The organism is Halocatena pleomorpha, assembly GCF_003862495.1.
GTDB lineage: Archaea > Halobacteriota > Halobacteria > Halobacteriales > Haloarculaceae > Halocatena > Halocatena pleomorpha.
Genome location: NZ_RRCH01000029.1, coordinates 65498 through 83233 on the forward strand (window position 1 = coordinate 65498; position 17736 = coordinate 83233).

Below are 17736 nucleotides of genomic sequence, written 5' to 3' on the forward strand. Positions count from 1 at the left end.
CTCTCGAACTGAACGTTCACAGCAGTCCGTCCTGTTCGGCCAACAACAGTCCTTCGAGCGTCGCGTCGGTGGTGGGATCGGTTCGTGCCACCGCTAGCGCGTCGTCGACGGGGACACGCTTGACGGTGATGAATTCGTTGGTGTCAAGATCGCGGTCGGCTGGTTCGAGATCGGTTGCAAAAACGTATCCCCGGCGGTGGGTGAGGAGTCCGGTTGCGATCCATACCTCTTCGAGGAACACGACCTCGTTAGGATCCGTTCCCGTTTCTTCGCGGAGTTCGCGCCGTCCTGCGGTTTCGTACACGGCTGGCGGAACGTTCGCGGTAGGGGAGAGACCGCCCGGCGCGTCAACGCGCTCGCTCGCTTCGGGATGGTCCTCGATATCCACGATGCCAGCGGGTAACTCAAGACAGAGCCGTTCGATCGGTGGACGATACTGTTCGACCATCACCAGCTCCGATCCATCCCGAGCGACGACGACGACAGCAGGCGGCAGCGCTGCCCAGTAGTAGCGCTTTTCGGTGCCGTCGGGCTGTTCGAGACGATCGTATCCGCCGGTGTACCACCCAGTTTCGTATTCGGTGACTGATTCGATCCGCCGCCAGCCATCGGGGAGTGAAGACTCTGTTTCACGCATCGTTTTTTAGAAGTTCTCGGTAGTGACGACCGAATGCCTGGCGTCTGAGTGTTCCGATCGCGGCCGCTTCTTCCGATTGGAACGTTGCCCCGACGACGGTTTCAGCGAACGTGACGGGGTGCCAGACAACGTGATCGACCGATTCGCTGCCAGCGAGTTCTATCTCGTACTCTCGTTTTGCACACCAGTCATCGAACTCTTCGCGCGTCCCGACGGTGACCTCAAGCAACGACGCGAACAACGCGTCGCGTGCTGTCGTCACGACGGACGTGGTGACGCGCTCGTCATACTCCTCGCGGTCGAACGCCATCGACTTCGCAACCTCTCGAACGACGGTTTGGGACGCCGAACCCAGTTCCTCGTACTGTTGGCGGACATCCGCAGCCGTCGACGGAGCAAACAATCCCTCCGAATGCATACTACGGGGGTAGTCGGGACGAACGGTTAATACACCACTTTTTCACTCCCTAGTCTCTCAAAGGACGGATCATTCATCATCATCATCATCTAATCTCGCTTTGGTCAGCCGCTGGGCCTCCTCCAATACGGCTTGTGCCTCCCCATCGAGAGCGGGGGAGTCGATTCGGTGGTGCTGGCCGCGAGGTGATTCAACGTCATCATCGAACAACGCCCCCGATCGTTCGTGGTCGTGTTCGTGATGACCGCCTTCGGTCGTCGTATCCTCAAACACCTGCGGAAAGTCGGCGTCTGCTGCCCGTTCGATGAGCACCTCGGACAGTTCGGTTTCGCCCATCTCCGACCACTCAGACACGGTCTCATCGAGCCACGCTTCGTGGTCGTCCTCGTGAACCAACGCGGTGAACGCCATGTGGTTCGCCAGATGCCCACCGTCGGCCTGCGGTATTCCGCAGACGGGACACTCATAGCCCATACTGACGTGTAGCCACGCTGGCCGGAAAGCAGTTGTGAGACGGCAGTCACCGGCACTACTTCGGACGCCATATGATCCCCTGTGTCGAACCACCGCGGTACGAGCAGTTGTGTTAATATAGCATATATGGATTAATATTATATTGATCCACGTACTACCTACGACAATGACTGCGATGAGCGGTCCGAGAGGACAGTGGTCAACGACTGACGTGGTTTCTGTAGACAATCGGGGTGTCTGACGGTGGCAACAGGTGCCTCCGTCGCGCGCGAACGATCCGAGCAAACGGAACCAGAATCGGCGTTGATGACGGCTCGACGGCAACTTGAACGGGCAGGAACGCTGTTGGAGATCGATTCCAACGTGGTCGAACGGCTCAAATATCCTCAACGGGTCGAGCGGGTTTCGATCCCGCTTGAACGCGATGACGGGACTGTCGATGTTTTTACCGGCTACCGCGCCCAACACGATTCGGTTCGTGGTCCGTTCAAAGGCGGTCTCCGGTACCATCCCGCCGTAACCGAAGAGGAGTGTATTGGGCTTGCGATGTGGATGACGTGGAAATGCGCCGTGATGGACCTTCCCTTCGGCGGTGCGAAAGGCGGTGTCGTCGTCGATCCACATTCGTTGTCCGATAGTGAAAAAGAGCGGTTGACGCGGCGGTTCACCCAGGAGCTTCGGGACGTGATCGGGCCGATGCACGACATTCCTGCGCCGGATATGGGCACTGACGCCGAAACGATGGGGTGGCTCATGGACGCGTACTCGATGCAGGAAGGTGAAACCATTCCCGGCGTCGTCACGGGGAAGCCGCCGGTCATCGGCGGGTCCTACGGACGAGAGAAAGCACCCGGCCGCAGCGTTGCGATTATCACCCGCCAGGCGTGTGAGTACTACGATCGACCGCTTTCGGAAACGACGGTAGCCGTTCAGGGCTTCGGTAGCGTCGGCGGGAACGCTGCTGTGTTCCTTGATGAATGGGGTGCGAACGTAGTCGCCCTTGCCGACATCGACGGCGCAGTGTACGATCCCGAGGGGCTGGATCCGGAAGCGATCCAGTCACACGGCGACGATCCGGCGGCTGTGACGGGGGTATCCGGTGCCCAGCAGCTTTCGAACGAGGAGCTGCTCACGCTAGACGTAGACGTTCTCATTCCGGCCGCGATCGGTAACGTACTGACCGAGGCGAACGCCAACGACATTAACGCCTCGATGATCGTTGAAGGGGCGAACGGTCCGACGACTTCGACGGCGGACGTGATCTTCGAGCGTCGAGGGATCCCTGTCATTCCCGACATCCTCGCGAACGCTGGCGGCGTTACCGTCTCGTACTTCGAATGGCTGCAGGACATCAACCGCCAGGGCTGGTCGTTGGAACGTGTCAACGAGAAGCTTGAGTCCGAAATGCTGTCCGCGTGGAACAACGTCGCAGAGACGTACGAGATCGAAGAGGACATCTCCTGGCGCGACGCGACCTACGTCGTGGGACTCCAGCGCATCGTCGAAGCACACGAATACCGCGGCCTATGGCCGTGAGTGAATCGTAACTGACTAGCAGTAGATTCTGATACCGTCTGTGGACCACGCTACCGACACCCGTGGCTCTCGCCGCAGCGAAACGTCGATTTCTTCGTAACTTCGAACCAGTGACACTATTTTGAACACAGTATTTCTACATTACTTTATAGATACTCCCAACTATATATTATATTTCATGTTGTTGGTTATTTGGTGGCATTAACCTGGTAACTTTTAAACTTCATCTACGGCCATTCAGGACGTGCTTAACAATGAAGTAGCCGGGGCTTAGCAGCAAGTGGTTATGCCCGACGAACACATAGCTGAAGAAAGCCCCGATCAGCGGGAAGAAGAATCGAACACCACACAGCCGCTCACCAATCGCAGAACCTGGCTCAAAGGACTCGCCGTCAGTGGTATCGGTCTCGCTGGGGCTGGTGGCCTCGCAAGCATATCGACCGCGCAGGACGGAGAGATACCGGCACCGTTTTGTGGTGATGCTGTGGAGGGTCCTTCAGACCCACCGGGACAGGCAGGACAGTGTATCGATTGTGTGCGTGATGTGTGTACAAACGAGCCGATCGCCGTCGCGTTGTTCACCGATCTCTCCGGCAACTGCTTCACCCTAGCAGCGGAAGAGATCCCAGACAACGCCGAGTACATCACGCTGAAAGCAGGACAGTACTGTTTCCGAGGAGAGGTTCCTGCGGATCCAAGCGGAGATGTGACGTGGTGTATCGAACAAGCTGACGGGCAGCCGCCAATGCTGCCGGAGATCAGCAACGCTACACTGTATACGTGCGGAGACGAGAATCCCCCCGCAGTAGACAACGTGACAGCATCCTGTGATGAAGTCGTCATCACTACCTCAAACATTCCAAACGGTGATACACTGGACGTGACGGTAGACTTCGCAGACGGCACGTCACAAACCGACGAAGATGTGCCGGTCCAGAACAATCAGGCAACGGTTCCGTTGCCCGGTGAGTCCAACCCGATAAACGTCCGTGTCGTGTATCAAGATAATTTGATCCTGTTCGATGCGGGTGTGATGGCAGACCCACCGTGTGAGGATGAACCGGCGGTCACCGATGTCGATGTCACGTGTGCCCAAATCACCATTCAGACTGCGAACATCGACGCTGGTGAAGAGTTGGACGTTACGGTCTTCTTCACCGACGACTCCTCGGAACCGTTCACGCCAGCAGTCGACGCCAACGGCGTTGCAGAAGTCGGACTTCCGGGTGACCGAGATCCGGAGCGCCTGGTCGTAGAGTATCAAGGGCAAGTGCTATTCGATCAGTTGGTGGCGGCGTCTGACGCGCCATGCACAGCACCGCCCGAGTGTCCGCCGGGTCTCAACATCAAGTTCAAGTTCAAGAACGGAATGTGGTGTCCTCTCCGCCACGACGGCGGTAACGCAGTCGATCCGAGCGTGTTCTCTGTCGAAGGGGATCGAAAGCAAGTGACGATCTGTGGTCCCTTCCCGTTCGCTGTCAGCTACGCGACGCGAAAGAAGCGTGATGACGATTGTAGATACAAGAAGGACGAAAAGAAGGGCAGAAAGAAAGGCAAAAAGAAGGACGACAAACGTCATGGAAGAAAGCGCGCGGACTGCAAGAAACAGGAACCAGTGCTTGCTGAGCCAGTCAACAGCGGATTCTGTGCTACTATTCCGAACCAACGCGACGGCAAGCGGAAGAAATCGAAAATTTGCTGGTTCCGCTTGTTCTGTCCGGAGAACAACGGAAACAACGACGTGATGGAGTAGTCGACCAATCCAAGCCACAGTAGACGTTCCAGACGAACGGCACTCGTCCGCTTCATCGACCGGACCGGCACGGTGGTACGAAATCGTGCTACCACTGCGGTGATCGGCGTCGGACGCACACACCGCCGGTCCGGACGACTCGCTTCCGTGACAGCGTTGCAGAATGGACCGTAGTGTCGTCTGCGGATTCGTCGACGCTCAAAAACAGAATGCTGCGGCCCACTACGCTTCGTGCACCATGATCAACGCGTCTTCTCCGTTGGCGTAGTATTGCGGAACGGTTCGTCGGTGGGTGAAACCAAATTGGCGATACAGCCGGATCGCCGCGTCGTTGGTCTCCCTAACCTCCAGTTTGACGGTGTGTATCCCACGCATCGCCAACTCCGCGAGCGTTCGCTGGAGCAACGACGTCCCGACACCGACGCCCCGGTGGTCGGGATGAACGGCGAAATCTTTCACATGCCCGATCGCCCGGCCACGGTTTGGCACCGAATCAGCGACGACGTAGCCGACGATCGTTCCGCCTCGCTCAGCCACGAGAAAGCCCGGTGCATCGAGAAACCGCTCGAACGCCCGAAACGGCCATGGTTGTGGAAATGACGCCTTCTCGATGCGAAAAACTGCAAGAAGATCCGATCGCTCGGCTTCACGGATAGCAAACTCGGTCCCGGGAACGGTCGTCGTCACACTACCCTATACGCCGTGTGGTAGCATAGAAGCTACGACACTCAGCGACAGCGACGATCAGTCGTCAGCAGGCGTCGCGTCGCTCGCGCCGGCGTCGTGTTGTTTGCGCGTGTGGGGGAGTTTGCCACCGTCAGCGAGGATTTCGCGCTCGCGTTCAGAGGCATCGAGCGTGGCGGTGAGTTCCCACTCGCCGTTCACGCGGACGGTGAACTCCTCTTGGCCCGACCGGACGGCTTCGTCTACGTCGTCAATGATCTCGATGTCGTCGCCCTGTTCGATCTGCTGGTAGTCCGCCTCGTCGATCGAGAGCGGCAAGAGACCGAAGTTGAACAGGTTCGCCTTGTGGATGCGGGCGAAGCTCTGGGCGAGCACGCCCTCAATGCCGAGGTACATCGGGCACAGCGCCGCGTGCTCTCGGGAGGACCCTTGTCCGTAGTTCTCTCCGGCGACGAGGAACCCGCCGTCGGCGTCCAGCGCGCGCTGGGCGAACGACTCATCCACCCGCGAGAGCGTGAACTCACTGAGCTTCGGGATGTTCGACCGGTACATCAGGATGTCCTGGGTCGCTGGAATGATGTGGTCGGTCGTGATGTTATCGTCCATCTTCAACAGCGCCGGCCCTTCGAGGTCGGCTTCAAGCGCGTCCTTCAGCGGCACGTCTCCGATGTTCGGGCCTTTGACGAGACCGTCGTCGACGGCCTCGTCGGGCTCGATGAGGTCGGTCGTGGATCCGTCGTACTCATCGGGCATCTCCAGACCGGGCGCGTCGAGATCACCGAGTTCGTCCGCGAGATCACGCGGATCGACGATTTCGCCTTTGAGCGCCGCAGCAGTGGCGACTTCCGGCGAGCAGAGATAGACAGAATCGTCCTCGATACCCGAGCGACCCTCGAAGTTCCGGTTGAACGTCCGCAGACTGACCGAATCCGAGGCGGGGACGTGACCGATACCGATACACGCGCCACAGGTCGCCTCTGAGAAGTTGACACCGGCAGCCATCATTTCGGCTGTCCACCCTTCGCGGGCAAGCATCTCCGAGGCTTGTTTGGAACCGGGCGCGACGATCATCTCTGTTTTCCGGTTGATCTGGCGACCTTCGAGCATCTTCGCGGAGGGAAGGATGTCCTCGTAGGCACCGTTGGTACAGGAACCGATGATGACCTGCTCAACGTCCGTCCCTGCGACTTCGCTGACAGGGACGACGTTGTCCGGCATCGACGGCGTAGCGATGAGCGGTTCGAGTTCGGAGAGGTCGATGACGATTTCGTCGTCGTACTCGGCGTCAGCATCCGGCTGGAGATTGACGTGAGCGTCCTCACGGTCGAGCCGGGAGAGGAATTCCTCGGTCTGTTCGTCGGTCGGGAACAGGGAACTCGTCGCCCCAAGTTCCGTTCCCATGTTGGTGATCGTCGTCCGCTCGGGAACCGACAGCGTTTCGACGCCCGGACCGGTGTACTCGAAGATTTTTCCGACGCCGCCTTTAACCGACTGCGTTCGGAGCATTTCGAGGATGACGTCTTTTGCGGTCGCCCACTCGGGGAGTTCACCCTCAAGTCGGACGTTGACGACTTCCGGCATCTCGATGTAGTAAGGACCGCCACCCATGGCGACGGCTACGTCGAGACCACCCGACCCGATGGCGAGCTGGCCGAGACCGCCCGGCGTCGGAGTGTGGGAGTCCGATCCGAGCAGCGTCTTGCCGGGTGCAGCGAAGTGTTCCTTGTGGACCTGGTGACAGATACCATTGCCTGGACGGGAGAAGTGCGCACCGAACGTTCCGGCCGCCGACCGGAGGAACCGGTGATCGTCGGTGTTCTTAAAGTCGAACTGGTACGTCTGGTGGTCACAGTACTGTGCTGCGAGTTCCGTCTGGACCTCATCTAGCCCCAGCGCCTCGAACTGTAGCCAGACGAGCGTCCCCGTTGTGTCCTGTGTGAGTACCTGATCGATCTCGATCCCGATCTCCTCGCCGGTCTCTAGTTCCCCTTCGACGAGATGGTCGTCGAGAATTTTCTCAGTGAGCGTCTGTCCCATATCATTCGTATGTCCACCGTCCACGGGTATAAACGACACGTGTTCGGCTCCTTTTGCGCTTTTACCCCTAAAATCGGCGGTTCAGACTCGTTCTCTGCCGATCGATCATTAATGAGTATTAAATTTATCAGGCTACAGCTTTTCGCGTGCTTACCGTCGTCTTTACTCGTGGTGTCCAATGTGATAGCTGTTGTTGGCATTCAGTACGGTTCGTCTTTCCAGCCAAATCTGTAGGCGATCACGTTCAGACCGAGGTGGAACAGCGGCGTGAACACGACAATGACGAGTAACACGGGTATCGTGAACGTGTCACTGAACCATGCGGGAGCGATGATCGCGGTGAGAGAAAGCGAACCGACCACGAAATCCAACTGGTCGAGTCCCGGCATTGCGGCCCCCCGATCGCGTCCAGTCCGTCGTTTTATCAGCGATGCGGCGATGTCGCCCACCATCGCACCCGCCGGAAGCGTAAAAACAGCTGTCACCGGAAACGTTGGGAGGTATCCCGGAAGCGGTGTAGCAAGCACGTTGAGCACGAGCGCAACGGCGATCCCAGCCAGCGTTCCGGCAGCCGTCCCGCGCCACGTCTTCCCGTCTCCAAGCAACCGGCGACCGTTGTAGATCCGCCCACCGTCGATCGGACGACCGCCACCAAATAGCACCGCCGCGTTGTTCGGGACGTACGCTGGCAACATCGACCAGAACGCGATCACGATAACCTCAAGCATACTCCCAACGCGGGGGGTCCCGAACTTAAACTACACTAGATCTATGATGACGCCAGACCCACTCTCGAAAGCTGTTTGTTTCTCTATCTTTCACACAACAGATATGCCTCGGTCGTACTCCCGTCGGACAGTGCTTCTGGCAGTCGGAGCCGCCGGTATGACTACTAGTACTGGCTGTTTGGACGGATTATTGCGCAGCGCGTCGGATTCACGAACACTATCGATTTCCGGAACCGAATCGGGAGAGACGGCGAGTGATTTTCGCGCGTACGTCGGTCGAATCCATGATCGCTACGGACCACACGGCGTCTGGGGTGTTCAAAACACCGAGAGCGATCACCCGTTCGACACCGCTAAGCTCACTTATGTCGGTGCGTGGAGCGATCAGTGGGTGCTCGGGACGGCCGCTGACAAGAAGGGGATACATGTCTCGATCGACGTTGCCGGGGTTCTGTATCGCGTTCGTCCGTCCCAGCAGTCAGCCACACGCGGAGAACGGTACCGCCTCTGGCTGTGGACTGGCGCGACACCAACACAGCCCGATGATGGCGTTTCTAACACCACACTCACCACCCTGTCAGTCGGTATCGATATCGATGGGGGTGTTCTCGATTCGTACCGCCCGACCACGAGTGTCGGTCCCGACGACACCCCCATCCGGATCGGGTTCGACGATCCCCTGTTCCCTCGGACGCGCCGACGGCTGCCTGCCGGGCGCATTCAGCCGGATCCCGACGAAACCAACACCGGGAACAACGGCGCGTTCGTGCTCAACTGGAGCGGTGGTTACGGAGATACGATTTCAGTCGCCGGTGCGTGTGAACTCCACCAGCGCAAGAAGAAGTTCGAATTCACGGTGACGAGCGAGGCAAGCGCGAGTCAGGGAACGCTGTGAGTGTTCAGTCGTCGCGCCCGACGGCAGACTGTCGCGCAACGGCTTTCCACCGTCCAGTCGAGAAACGAAACAGATTGATGCCGGCTCGACTGTACATGTCGAGGAGAATCCCTGCGTAGATGGCCCACAAACCCAACCCCATACCGGGGGCGAGCGACCAGTCCGCGACCGATGTCAGTACCACGCCTGCCGGCAGTCCGAGCGCCGCAATCGGAACTCGCAACCCCGTCCCCACTGCAGTCCCGTACAGCGGCCAGAGCGTATCTCCAGCACCACGGAGACCGCCGCGCATGGTGCGTGAGACGCTAAACGCCACAATGCCGAGACCGAACACCCGAACGAACGCGACAGCAAGCTCTGGTGAACCAGCGTTGAACAGCCGTACGATCTGTGGCGAGAGCGCCACGAGCACCGCACCGATCAACACCTGCGTCACGATTGCGATCCGGAGTGTTTGCCACCCATACCGGGTTGCGTCGGTCTCGTTTCCAGTCCCGATGCTCTGTCCGACGAGCGTGCTTGCGGCCGTCGAGTAGCCCCACGCGGGCATCATCGCTAGCAACATGATGCGCCGACCGATAGCGTACGCAGCGACGACCGGCGTCCCAATCGTTGAAAGGATGAGCAAGAACGGAAAGCGCCCGAATGTTCGGATCAGTTGCAGTCCAGCGAGCGGATAGCCGACGCGAATGAGTTCCCTGACGATCTCTTTGTCCCACTGCTTGCCGCCGATCCGAAACCGGACGGAGTATGCCCCAGAAACCAACACACCAGTAAAAAGGACCGCTGCAAGCGTGTTTGCGATCGTCGTTCCCCACGCCGCGCCCGCGATACCCAACTCGGGAAACGGTCCGGTCCCAAAGATCAACACGGCGTTCAAACCGATGTTGGTCGGGATCGATATCAACCGGATGTACATCGGCGTGCGTGTGTCTCCTGCTCCCTGCAGCGCGCGGGCGGCGATCATGCTCCAGAATCGGAACGACACCGAGAGCATCACGATCCGAAGGTACATGCTTCCGAGCTGGATCGTTCGGGAATCGTCGGTCAACAGTTCGACCATCTCTCCGCTGAACAGCCACGTGAGTAGTGTTAGCGGAACAGTGATCAACAGCGCGAGCCAGAGCGACTGCTTGATAGCAAACTCCGCGTCCGCTTGCTCTCCCGCGCCGATACACCGAGACACGAGGCTGATTGTACCGCTCGACAGTCCGAGCGCGAGTCCGAAACCGATGAAATAGTACTGAAAGCCGAGTTCGAGTCCCGCGACAGCCGCGTCGCCAAGCGCGAGGCTCACCATAAAGAAGTCGGTCATTCGGAGCACGGTGCGCATCCCACCACTGACCATTACCGGTACGGCGAGGTCGAACGCTTCTGTCCCCTTTTGTCGGTCGACCAACCCGAACCGTGCCAGCAGTTTCGGGTAACCAATGAGCACCGCCCGAAGCCGTTGTTGAAGCGTCGAAAGCACTGTCGATCCGATACTCACCGAAGCGCCCTAAGACCAGTGACACTCGCCTCTGGCAATCACTCCTTGTAGCCAAGATGTTCGAGACGCTCTTTCGCTTGCTCGCTCATTTCGTCCAGCAGTTCCTCGTCGTCCGCTTGGGTCGGGCTATCGGTCCACTGCCGGGCGATCTCGGACTCGAACGTTTCGAGTGCTGCTTCGATATCGGTGATGATCGGATCGTCTGCGTCGATGAGATCGGTTTGTTCTTCGGGATCATCGTCAAGCCGGTAGGACTCATCAGGAATCCGCTCGTTTCTGACATACTTGCCGGTCGGACGACGGGCGGCACGCATCCGTGAATAAAACCGTGACTCTTCATCGATCGTTATTCCTGCTGCTTGTGCCTTTCCTTCAAGCTGATTCAGTTCAATCACGGGTCGAGAGTACTCAACGAACGCCGTGGCACCGCCGTCGATCAGCGCGTCGCCGTCGGTTCGGTCGGGTTCAGACAACAGCGACCGAACCGGATCGACCGAAACGGCCCCATTCTCGAACGCGCTCGTCGGCGTCATTCCTGCGTGATCGAGCACAGTGTGGTATAGATCCAGCAGTTCGGTCTGTCGATCGTCCCGTCCAGCGGCGAGATCCGGATGTTTGACGAGCAACGGAACGTTGATGATCGGATCATAGAGACCGAACTCGTGTCCGTAGAGATCGTGTTCGCTGTGGAGTTCGCCGTGGTCGGCACAGACGACGATCAGCGTGTTCTCCCACTCACCGTTGGCTCGGAGCCACTCGAACAGTCGAGACAACTCCGCGTCGATATGCCTGATTTCGGCGTCGTACAGCCCGGTGATCGCGTTCCACTCCTCTTCGTCGATCGCGCGTGCACCGGAGTTGTACTCCTTGGAATTCTGGCAGACAGTCGTCGAATCGACGCCAGGTGCGAATTCTTCGCGGTGTTGCTGGGGTGGATGGTACGGGAGATGCGCGTCCATCAGATTGAGGAACGTGAAATACGGCTCCTCTGTCGAGTCGATGAACTCAATCGTTCGGTCGATCACTGCTGGGGTTTTCGAATCCGCTTGTTGGTTTGATGCGAAATACTCGTGGACGACGTTCCCCGCCTTGACCAGCCAGTTTGCAACCGTTCGGAGCGTTTTCCGGTCGTTCATCTCCTTCCACACCCGCGCTAACGGTCCACTGAGCACGTCGCTCGGGAGCGCCTCGAAGAAATTGTCGTGGTCGTCGAATCCGCGCGTGAGCTTCGTGTACGGGGTGATCCATGTGTTGGACGTGTAACACGCTGTCGAGTATCCCTGCGAGGAAAGCGTTTCTGCCAGCGTCACCGACGATTCGAGATACGGCTGCTCCTGATTTGCGCCGTGCTGGCTGGGATACAGTCCGGTAAACAACGACGCATGAACTGGCAATGTCCACGGCGCTGGAGCGACGGCCTGATCGAACACGCGTGCCTCCTCAGCGAATCGATCAAGCGCCGGCGTCGTCGGACGATCGTAGTCGTACACCGAGAGGTGGTCCTTCCGAACCGTGTCCATAACGATGAAGATGACGTTCCGATCCGTGCCGTCGCTCATATGCTCCTCCTATGCGTCCGGCCAGTATGAATATAGACATCCCTTGTTGTTAGTGACATGGTTGGTCGAATCCACAAACGGTTGCTACGAGTTTGTTTCGTTCTGGGATATTCGTCATCGACGCGGGCCGACGCCGACTGACACTGGTAGCAGCCGGTTCTGCGCCTGCTCGTTCACCGGATCGAAGCGACTCCCGATGAGTGTGAGAGTCTCGCCTGTTGTGGCAGTCGATCGGTAACGCGATACGACCGCGCAGCGACTGGAGTCGGTAGAAATAGTTCACAGGGGGCGTTCCGTTTCGAACACACAATGTCGTACGCTGATCTCTCGGCGTTCGTTGAAGGATTATTCATAGAGTATGGATACATCGCCTTGTTCGGTATCTTCGTTCTTGAGGGGGCGATGTTGTTGTATTTCGCTCCGAGTGAATCGCTGGTTCCGGGAGCGATATACCTTCTCACGGGTCACTCGCCGGTCGAGATCGCCGTCGTGATCGGCGTCGCTGCCATGGGAGCGACGATCGGTCAGACCGTGCTGTTTCTGTTCGCAAAACGTGGGGGACGGGATCGCCTGTTCGAACACCGGTGGGTTGGCGTCTCTGAAGACCGACTCGATCGGTTCGATCGGTGGTTCGATCAGTGGGGGACACTGTCCGTCGTCGTGAGCAACGCACTTCCGTTTACCAGGGGAATGTGCACCATACCGGCCGGATTCGCCCGACTGGACACACACCGATTCGTCATCAGCTCCGCGTTCGGAACGATTCTCTTCGAATCCGCGCTCGCCCTGCTTACGCTCGGTGTACTGCAGCTATTTTGATTCCCGGTGGAGTGCCATCAAATAACCGGAAGCAACGACGGTTATCTATGCGAACGTTTCGGCAAGCTTATCAGATATCCGTGTTAGTAGGATCATACTAACAAAGGTAGCGGTTAATGTACGATTATACGACAGGTGTATCGTCCAATGTACAATCAGACTACGAGGTGAGAAATGGGTGTATTAGAACGGTTATCGGCAGGTGTAACGAGATATCGTCGTCCAGTCATCGGTGCGTTGTTGCTCATGACGGTCGTTATGGGCGCGGGCGCGCCGATGATTACACAGAGTTCCTCGCTCGATTCGTTCCAGAGCAATACGGGCCAAGCGGCCCAAGCAGAGGAATACATCTCGGAGAACTTCACGAGCCAAGACGCGAACACCACATCGGTGCAGATCGTCATTCAGGAGGACAATGTCCTCTCCAAAGAGGCGTTACTCCGACAGTTGCGGCTCCAGCGATCGCTAACCACTAACAAGACGATCAACGGGACGCTGGCAAACGATTCGACCGTCGGCGTCGCAAGTGTCGTTTCGACGGCTGCGGTCCAGATGGACCGGGCTGAGGAGTTACAAGAACGCGGAACGGCGATCGAACAGAAAGGTGAATCACTCAAAGAGCGCGGAACGGAGTTACAACAACGCGGCGAATCGCTCAACGAAAGCCGCGAGGAACTCCAGCAACGTTCGGAACAGCTCAAACAGGAGGGCAACGAACTCCAAGAACGCGGCCAAGCGTTACAGGAGCGAGCCGACGAACTCAACCAGAGTCGGACGGAGTTGCAAGCAGACGCGCGCGAACTCAAACGACGAGCCGACGAACTCAATCAGAGTCGGACGGAGTTGCAAGCGGACGCGCGCGAACTCAAACGACGAGCCGACGAACTCAACCAGAGCCGCGCGGAGTTGCAAGCGGACGCACGCGAACTCAAACAACAAGCCGACGAACTCAACCAGAGTCGCACGGAGTTGACCCAGCGACGGGAGCGGCTCAAACAGCGGGCTGATGAACTCAACGAGACGCGTGACTCGCTCACAGAGCGCGCGAAGAACATCACCGCCCGCGGAAAGCAACTCGCTGAAGACCGGCGCTCAGGGGACGTTCCTCCCGCTGAGCTTGCGCAGCGAAGAGAACAGCTAGAACAAGACAAACGCGCGCTCGCAAACGATACGGCCGCTCTCAACCAACGGGCGGACGAGCTTGAATCTGATCGTGCGGCGTTAGAACGCGATGGACAAGCCGTGAAAGAGCGTGCTCAGGAGCTCAATCAGAGCCGCGATGAGCTACAAACCCGCAAACAGACGCTACAAGAACAGGGACAACAGCTCAAAACAGACCGTGAGAAAATCGAACAGCGACAACAACAACTCAAACAACAGGGACAACAGCTCAAAACAGACCGCGAGAAAATCGAACAGCGACAACAACAACTCAAACAACAGGGACAACAGCTCAAAACAGACCGTGAGAAAATCGAACAGCGACAACAACAACTCGAACAACAGGGACAACAGCTCGAAAACGACGCACAGGAGCTGAATCAGAGCGCACAAACGCTGCAAAACGAGTCGGAAACACTCAAGTCGAATCGAGAGACGCTCGAACAGAAAGTCGAGCAACTAGACGCCGACCGAAAAGCGCTCCAAAACAACGAGTCACAACTATCGATCACGGAGCAGATCGACATACTGGAATCGCGGAACAGCTCCGAGATCCAAACGGCCGTCGACGCGGTGCTCGGTGGAAACAGCACGGACCAGAGCAACGGCGCGTTTGCGTTCATGCCATCCAACTACGATCCGGGTGACAATACGGCGAACGCGACGATGGTCATCGTCTCCCAGAGCGCTAACGGCACCTCGATGGGTGGAACTGCGAACGAGCGACTCATCAATTCTCAGCTAGCCATCGAGGAAATCGCTCACGAGGAGTACGATTCACAACAGGTGTCGGTCTTCGGTGCGGGGATCATCACTGACGAGATCGAGCGCTCAATGACGGACAGCCTGGCGATTGTGGGACCGTTGGCGCTTGTGTTCGTGTTGATCGTCCTCATAATCGCTTACCGAGACCTCCTCGACATCCTACTCGGACTGTTCGGGATCGGCGTGGTGTTGGTGTGGACGTTTGGCTTTATGGGCTGGGCCGGAATCGCGTTCAACCAGATCTTCATTGCGGTGCCGGTGTTGTTGATCGGGTTGTCGATCGATTACGCGATCCACGTCTTCATGCGCCACCGGGAGAGCCGCGAGAACACCGGTGGCGTTCGACGTTCGATGCGATCGGCACTCAGCGGCATCGCCGTCGCGCTCGTGTTAGTGACACTGACAGCGGTGATCGGGTTCCTCTCGAATCTCACCAGCTCGGTGCCACCGATCCGTGAGTTCGGTATCGTGAGTGCGGTCGGAATCTCCGCCGCGCTGTTGGTGTTCGGGATGCTCGTGCCGGCGTTGAAAGTCGAACTCGACAGCGCACTCGAAGCTCGTGGCTGGGATCGACACAAACGCGCGGTTGGAACCGGCGGTGGAACGCTTGGATCTCTGTTGGCCGGCGGCGCAACGGCGGCCCGCCGAGCGCCCCACCTCGTGGTTCTCATCGCGCTCGTCCTGACGGTCGCGGGCGGTGTCGGTGCTTCACAGGTCGACACCAGCTTCGCTCAAGAGGACTTCCTCGCGGACGATCCCGACGGCTGGATGGAATCGCTCCCCGAGCCGTTCGCACCTGGGGAGTACACCGCCAAGGAGTCGATGTCGTTTGTCAACGATCGGTTCGTTCGGGAGGATTCGAGCGCCGCGTTGCTCATCCAAGGGAACGTCACCGACCCGAAGACGATGACGGCAGTCGACCGCGCAGAACAGAACGCCAGCGACAAGGATGTGACGGCGACCCTCTCGAACGGCGACAGCGACATCACGAGTCCGCTGTCGGCAATGGAGGACGTCGCAACCCAGAACGAATCGTTCAACCAGACGTTCACTGACGCGGATACAGACGGGGACGGCGTCCCGGATCGGAATCTCGACGCCGTCTACGACTCACTGTACGAGACAGCCCCTGACACGGCGGCGTCAGTGATCCAGCGGACCGACGACGGGGAGTACGAAGCGCTCCATATGACCGTCTCGATTGACGGCGGTGCTGGCGGTCAGGCAGTGACTGACCAGATGCGTGCGGTCGCAGCGAGCGTCGAGGAAACCAACAGTCTCGAAGCGACTCCAACGGGACAGCAGATCGTCTTCAAGAACGTTCAGGATCAACTGCTCCGGACGGTAATCGAGAGCCTGCTCATCACGCTCGGTGTGACGTTCGTCTTTTTGATGTTCGTCTACCGGTATCTGTACGGCAGTGCCTCGCTCGGGTTCGTGACGATGCTGCCAGTCGGGTTCAGCGTGTCGTGGATTCTCGGCACGATGTATCTGCTCAACATCCCGTTCAACGTCATCACGGGACTGATCACGAGCCTCACCGTCGGGTTGGGGATCGCCTACAGCATCCACCTTTCCGAGCGGTACAGCCTTGAACTCGATGACACGACGACCGCGTGGGACGCCCTTGAGACGGCAGTCACCGGTACTGGGGGTGCGTTGCTCGGCAGTGCTGCGACGACCGTCGGCGGCTTTGGCGTGCTCGCGTTCGCAATCTTACCGCCGCTTCAGCAGTTCGGTATCATCACTGGACTCACCATCATCTACGCGTTCCTAGCGAGCGTCATCGTTCTTCCGAGCCTTCTCGTCCTGTGGACGCGATGGCTCGGGCCCAGTAACGCGTTCGAGACAGCAGAGACTTCGTTCGGAACGACGGGAGAGGAGGCGTACACGGATGACTGACTCAGGACCGACCAGACCCGTTGCTATCGACGCCCTCGGGCAGCTCGGTCTCTCGAAGTACGAAGCCGCGGTGTTCATCGCGCTCCAGCAACTCGAAACGGGCACCGCGAGCGAAGTCGACCGTATCACTGACGTGCCCCGCTCGCAGGTGTACGGGGCCGCAGAACGCCTCAACGAGTTGGGTCTCATCGACATCCAGCAGTCGAACCCGATCCAGTATCGGGCGATCGGACTTGAGACGGCGAGAAAGCGCCTTCGAAAACGGCGTGAAGAGCAGGAGCGACGCGCTTTCGACTACCTGCACGCTGTTCAGGGTGAACACGCCGCCACCAACGAAACGCAGGTTGGTGTGTGGACCGTCACCGGCAAAGGCCCGATCGACGACCGTATCGTTGATCTCATTACCCGAGCTGACGACCGGATCCTGTTCGGTGCACCGGAACAAGCACTGGTGAGTGACGTGATCGTCGAGACGCTCACAGCGGCCGCTGAGGACGTTCAGGTGACCGTCCTCAGCGAAGATCCTGCGGTTTGTGAGCAGTTCGACAGCACACCGGTTGCTACCCACATCGTGACCGACCGAACGATGATCGAAGGACAGCGCGGGCGAATTCTCGCTGTCGACAGCGAAACCGTGTTGTTCAGTACACTCGGTGGGCCCACTCGTTCTAGCCACGAAGCAGCCATCTGGAGCGATGGCACCAGCGTCGCCGCTATTTTCATCGGATTGCTCGACGATTGGGTCGAGCAGTGTCTCCGATAGGAACGCTGGGGCTTCCTACCGGCTACCAGTTCAATACGAAAAACAATGTTTCGTCGTCGAATCCTATCCCTTTAGGGATGGGTAGCTCAAAACTCTCAGGAAGATATTAACCGATA

General features: G+C 58.4%; 14 protein-coding genes. 6 read left to right on the plus strand and 8 right to left on the minus strand.

Annotation, left to right across the window (positions count from 1 at the left end; all coding sequences use genetic code 11):
* Positions 1 to 16: 16 nt before the first annotated feature.
* From EIK79_RS13570 to EIK79_RS13580, 3 genes are all read right to left on the minus strand, one after another.
* The gene (locus EIK79_RS13570) at positions 17 to 637 is read right to left on the minus strand and encodes an NUDIX hydrolase (RefSeq protein WP_124955651.1); all 621 of its coding nucleotides are present in this window, start codon (positions 635 to 637) and stop codon (positions 17 to 19) included.
* On the minus strand, positions 630 to 1055 hold the full coding sequence (locus tag EIK79_RS13575; protein WP_124955652.1) for a DUF5809 family protein: 426 nt from the start codon (positions 1053 to 1055) through the stop codon (positions 630 to 632). Before EIK79_RS13575 ends, EIK79_RS13570 begins: the two co-directional genes overlap by 8 nt.
* 69 nt (positions 1056 to 1124) lie before the next feature.
* Positions 1125 to 1529 (minus strand): DUF5810 domain-containing protein, encoded by a 405-nt coding sequence (locus tag EIK79_RS13580; RefSeq protein WP_124955653.1) that lies wholly within the window; start codon positions 1527 to 1529, stop codon positions 1125 to 1127.
* A gap of 306 nt (positions 1530 to 1835) precedes the next feature.
* On the opposite strand from EIK79_RS13580, the gene gdhB reads away from it, so the two are divergent.
* Positions 1836 to 3065 carry a glutamate dehydrogenase GdhB gene (gene gdhB, locus EIK79_RS13585; protein WP_124955736.1) on the plus strand — a complete coding sequence of 410 codons (1230 nt, stop codon included), beginning with the start codon at positions 1836 to 1838 and terminating at the stop codon, positions 3063 to 3065.
* Between the two features lie 286 nt (positions 3066 to 3351).
* Complete coding sequence (locus EIK79_RS13590; RefSeq protein WP_124955654.1) at positions 3352 to 4818, plus strand: hypothetical protein; 1467 nt, start codon at positions 3352 to 3354, stop codon at positions 4816 to 4818.
* A gap of 222 nt (positions 4819 to 5040) precedes the next feature.
* Here the strand turns inward: EIK79_RS13590 and rimI are convergent, their stop codons facing one another.
* From rimI to EIK79_RS13605, 3 genes are all read right to left on the minus strand, one after another.
* On the minus strand, positions 5041 to 5505 hold the full coding sequence (rimI, locus tag EIK79_RS13595) for a ribosomal protein S18-alanine N-acetyltransferase (RefSeq protein ID WP_124955655.1): 465 nt from the start codon (positions 5503 to 5505) through the stop codon (positions 5041 to 5043).
* 57 nt (positions 5506 to 5562) lie between these two features.
* Positions 5563 to 7539 carry an aconitate hydratase gene (locus tag EIK79_RS13600; protein ID WP_124955656.1) on the minus strand — a complete coding sequence of 659 codons (1977 nt, stop codon included), beginning with the start codon at positions 7537 to 7539 and terminating at the stop codon, positions 5563 to 5565.
* 200 nt (positions 7540 to 7739) lie between these two features.
* The gene (locus tag EIK79_RS13605; protein WP_124955657.1) at positions 7740 to 8267 is read right to left on the minus strand and encodes a CDP-2,3-bis-(O-geranylgeranyl)-sn-glycerol synthase; all 528 of its coding nucleotides are present in this window, start codon (positions 8265 to 8267) and stop codon (positions 7740 to 7742) included.
* 157 nt (positions 8268 to 8424) lie between these two features.
* Here EIK79_RS13605 and EIK79_RS13610 point away from each other — a divergent pair, with 157 nt between their 5' ends.
* On the plus strand, positions 8425 to 9162 hold the full coding sequence (locus EIK79_RS13610; RefSeq protein ID WP_124955658.1) for a hypothetical protein: 738 nt from the start codon (positions 8425 to 8427) through the stop codon (positions 9160 to 9162).
* A gap of 4 nt (positions 9163 to 9166) precedes the next feature.
* On the opposite strand, the gene EIK79_RS13615 is transcribed toward EIK79_RS13610, so the two are convergent.
* On the minus strand, positions 9167 to 10633 hold the full coding sequence (locus EIK79_RS13615; protein ID WP_124955737.1) for an MATE family efflux transporter: 1467 nt from the start codon (positions 10631 to 10633) through the stop codon (positions 9167 to 9169).
* Between the two features lie 56 nt (positions 10634 to 10689).
* On the minus strand, positions 10690 to 12210 hold the full coding sequence (locus EIK79_RS13620) for a sulfatase (protein ID WP_124955659.1): 1521 nt from the start codon (positions 12208 to 12210) through the stop codon (positions 10690 to 10692).
* A gap of 309 nt (positions 12211 to 12519) precedes the next feature.
* On the opposite strand from EIK79_RS13620, the gene EIK79_RS13625 reads away from it, so the two are divergent.
* The 3 genes from EIK79_RS13625 (at position 12520) to EIK79_RS13635 (ending at position 17620) form a co-directional block, all read left to right on the plus strand.
* Positions 12520 to 13029, plus strand: a complete 510-nt coding sequence (locus EIK79_RS13625; RefSeq protein WP_124955660.1) for a DedA family protein — start codon at positions 12520 to 12522, stop codon at positions 13027 to 13029.
* A gap of 246 nt (positions 13030 to 13275) precedes the next feature.
* The gene (locus EIK79_RS13630) at positions 13276 to 16857 is read left to right on the plus strand and encodes an MMPL family transporter (RefSeq protein WP_233738167.1); all 3582 of its coding nucleotides are present in this window, start codon (positions 13276 to 13278) and stop codon (positions 16855 to 16857) included.
* Positions 16850 to 17620 (plus strand): TrmB family transcriptional regulator, encoded by a 771-nt coding sequence (locus tag EIK79_RS13635; RefSeq protein WP_124955661.1) that lies wholly within the window; start codon positions 16850 to 16852, stop codon positions 17618 to 17620. Before EIK79_RS13630 ends, EIK79_RS13635 begins: the two co-directional genes overlap by 8 nt.
* Positions 17621 to 17736: the final 116 nt, after the last annotated feature.

What these genes read in the sequence shown, in the direction of transcription:
- EIK79_RS13575 (WP_124955652.1), bottom strand. Translation starts at nt 1,055, where the DNA reads ATGCATTCGGAGGGATTGTTTGCTCCGTCGACGGCTGCGGATGTCCGC.
- gdhB (WP_124955736.1), top strand. Translation starts at nt 1,836, where the DNA reads ATGACGGCTCGACGGCAACTTGAACGGGCAGGAACGCTGTTGGAGATC.
- EIK79_RS13610 (WP_124955658.1), top strand. Translation starts at nt 8,425, where the DNA reads ATGACTACTAGTACTGGCTGTTTGGACGGATTATTGCGCAGCGCGTCG.
- EIK79_RS13570 (WP_124955651.1), bottom strand. Translation starts at nt 637, where the DNA reads ATGCGTGAAACAGAGTCTTCACTCCCCGATGGCTGGCGGCGGATCGAA.
- EIK79_RS13620 (WP_124955659.1), bottom strand. Translation starts at nt 12,210, where the DNA reads ATGAGCGACGGCACGGATCGGAACGTCATCTTCATCGTTATGGACACG.
- EIK79_RS13590 (WP_124955654.1), top strand. Translation starts at nt 3,352, where the DNA reads ATGCCCGACGAACACATAGCTGAAGAAAGCCCCGATCAGCGGGAAGAA.
- EIK79_RS13600 (WP_124955656.1), bottom strand. Translation starts at nt 7,539, where the DNA reads ATGGGACAGACGCTCACTGAGAAAATTCTCGACGACCATCTCGTCGAA.
- EIK79_RS13625 (WP_124955660.1), top strand. Translation starts at nt 12,520, where the DNA reads ATGTCGTACGCTGATCTCTCGGCGTTCGTTGAAGGATTATTCATAGAG.
- EIK79_RS13580 (WP_124955653.1), bottom strand. Translation starts at nt 1,529, where the DNA reads ATGGGCTATGAGTGTCCCGTCTGCGGAATACCGCAGGCCGACGGTGGG.
- EIK79_RS13630 (WP_233738167.1), top strand. Translation starts at nt 13,276, where the DNA reads ATGACGGTCGTTATGGGCGCGGGCGCGCCGATGATTACACAGAGTTCC.
- EIK79_RS13605 (WP_124955657.1), bottom strand. Translation starts at nt 8,267, where the DNA reads ATGCTTGAGGTTATCGTGATCGCGTTCTGGTCGATGTTGCCAGCGTAC.
- EIK79_RS13635 (WP_124955661.1), top strand. Translation starts at nt 16,850, where the DNA reads ATGACTGACTCAGGACCGACCAGACCCGTTGCTATCGACGCCCTCGGG.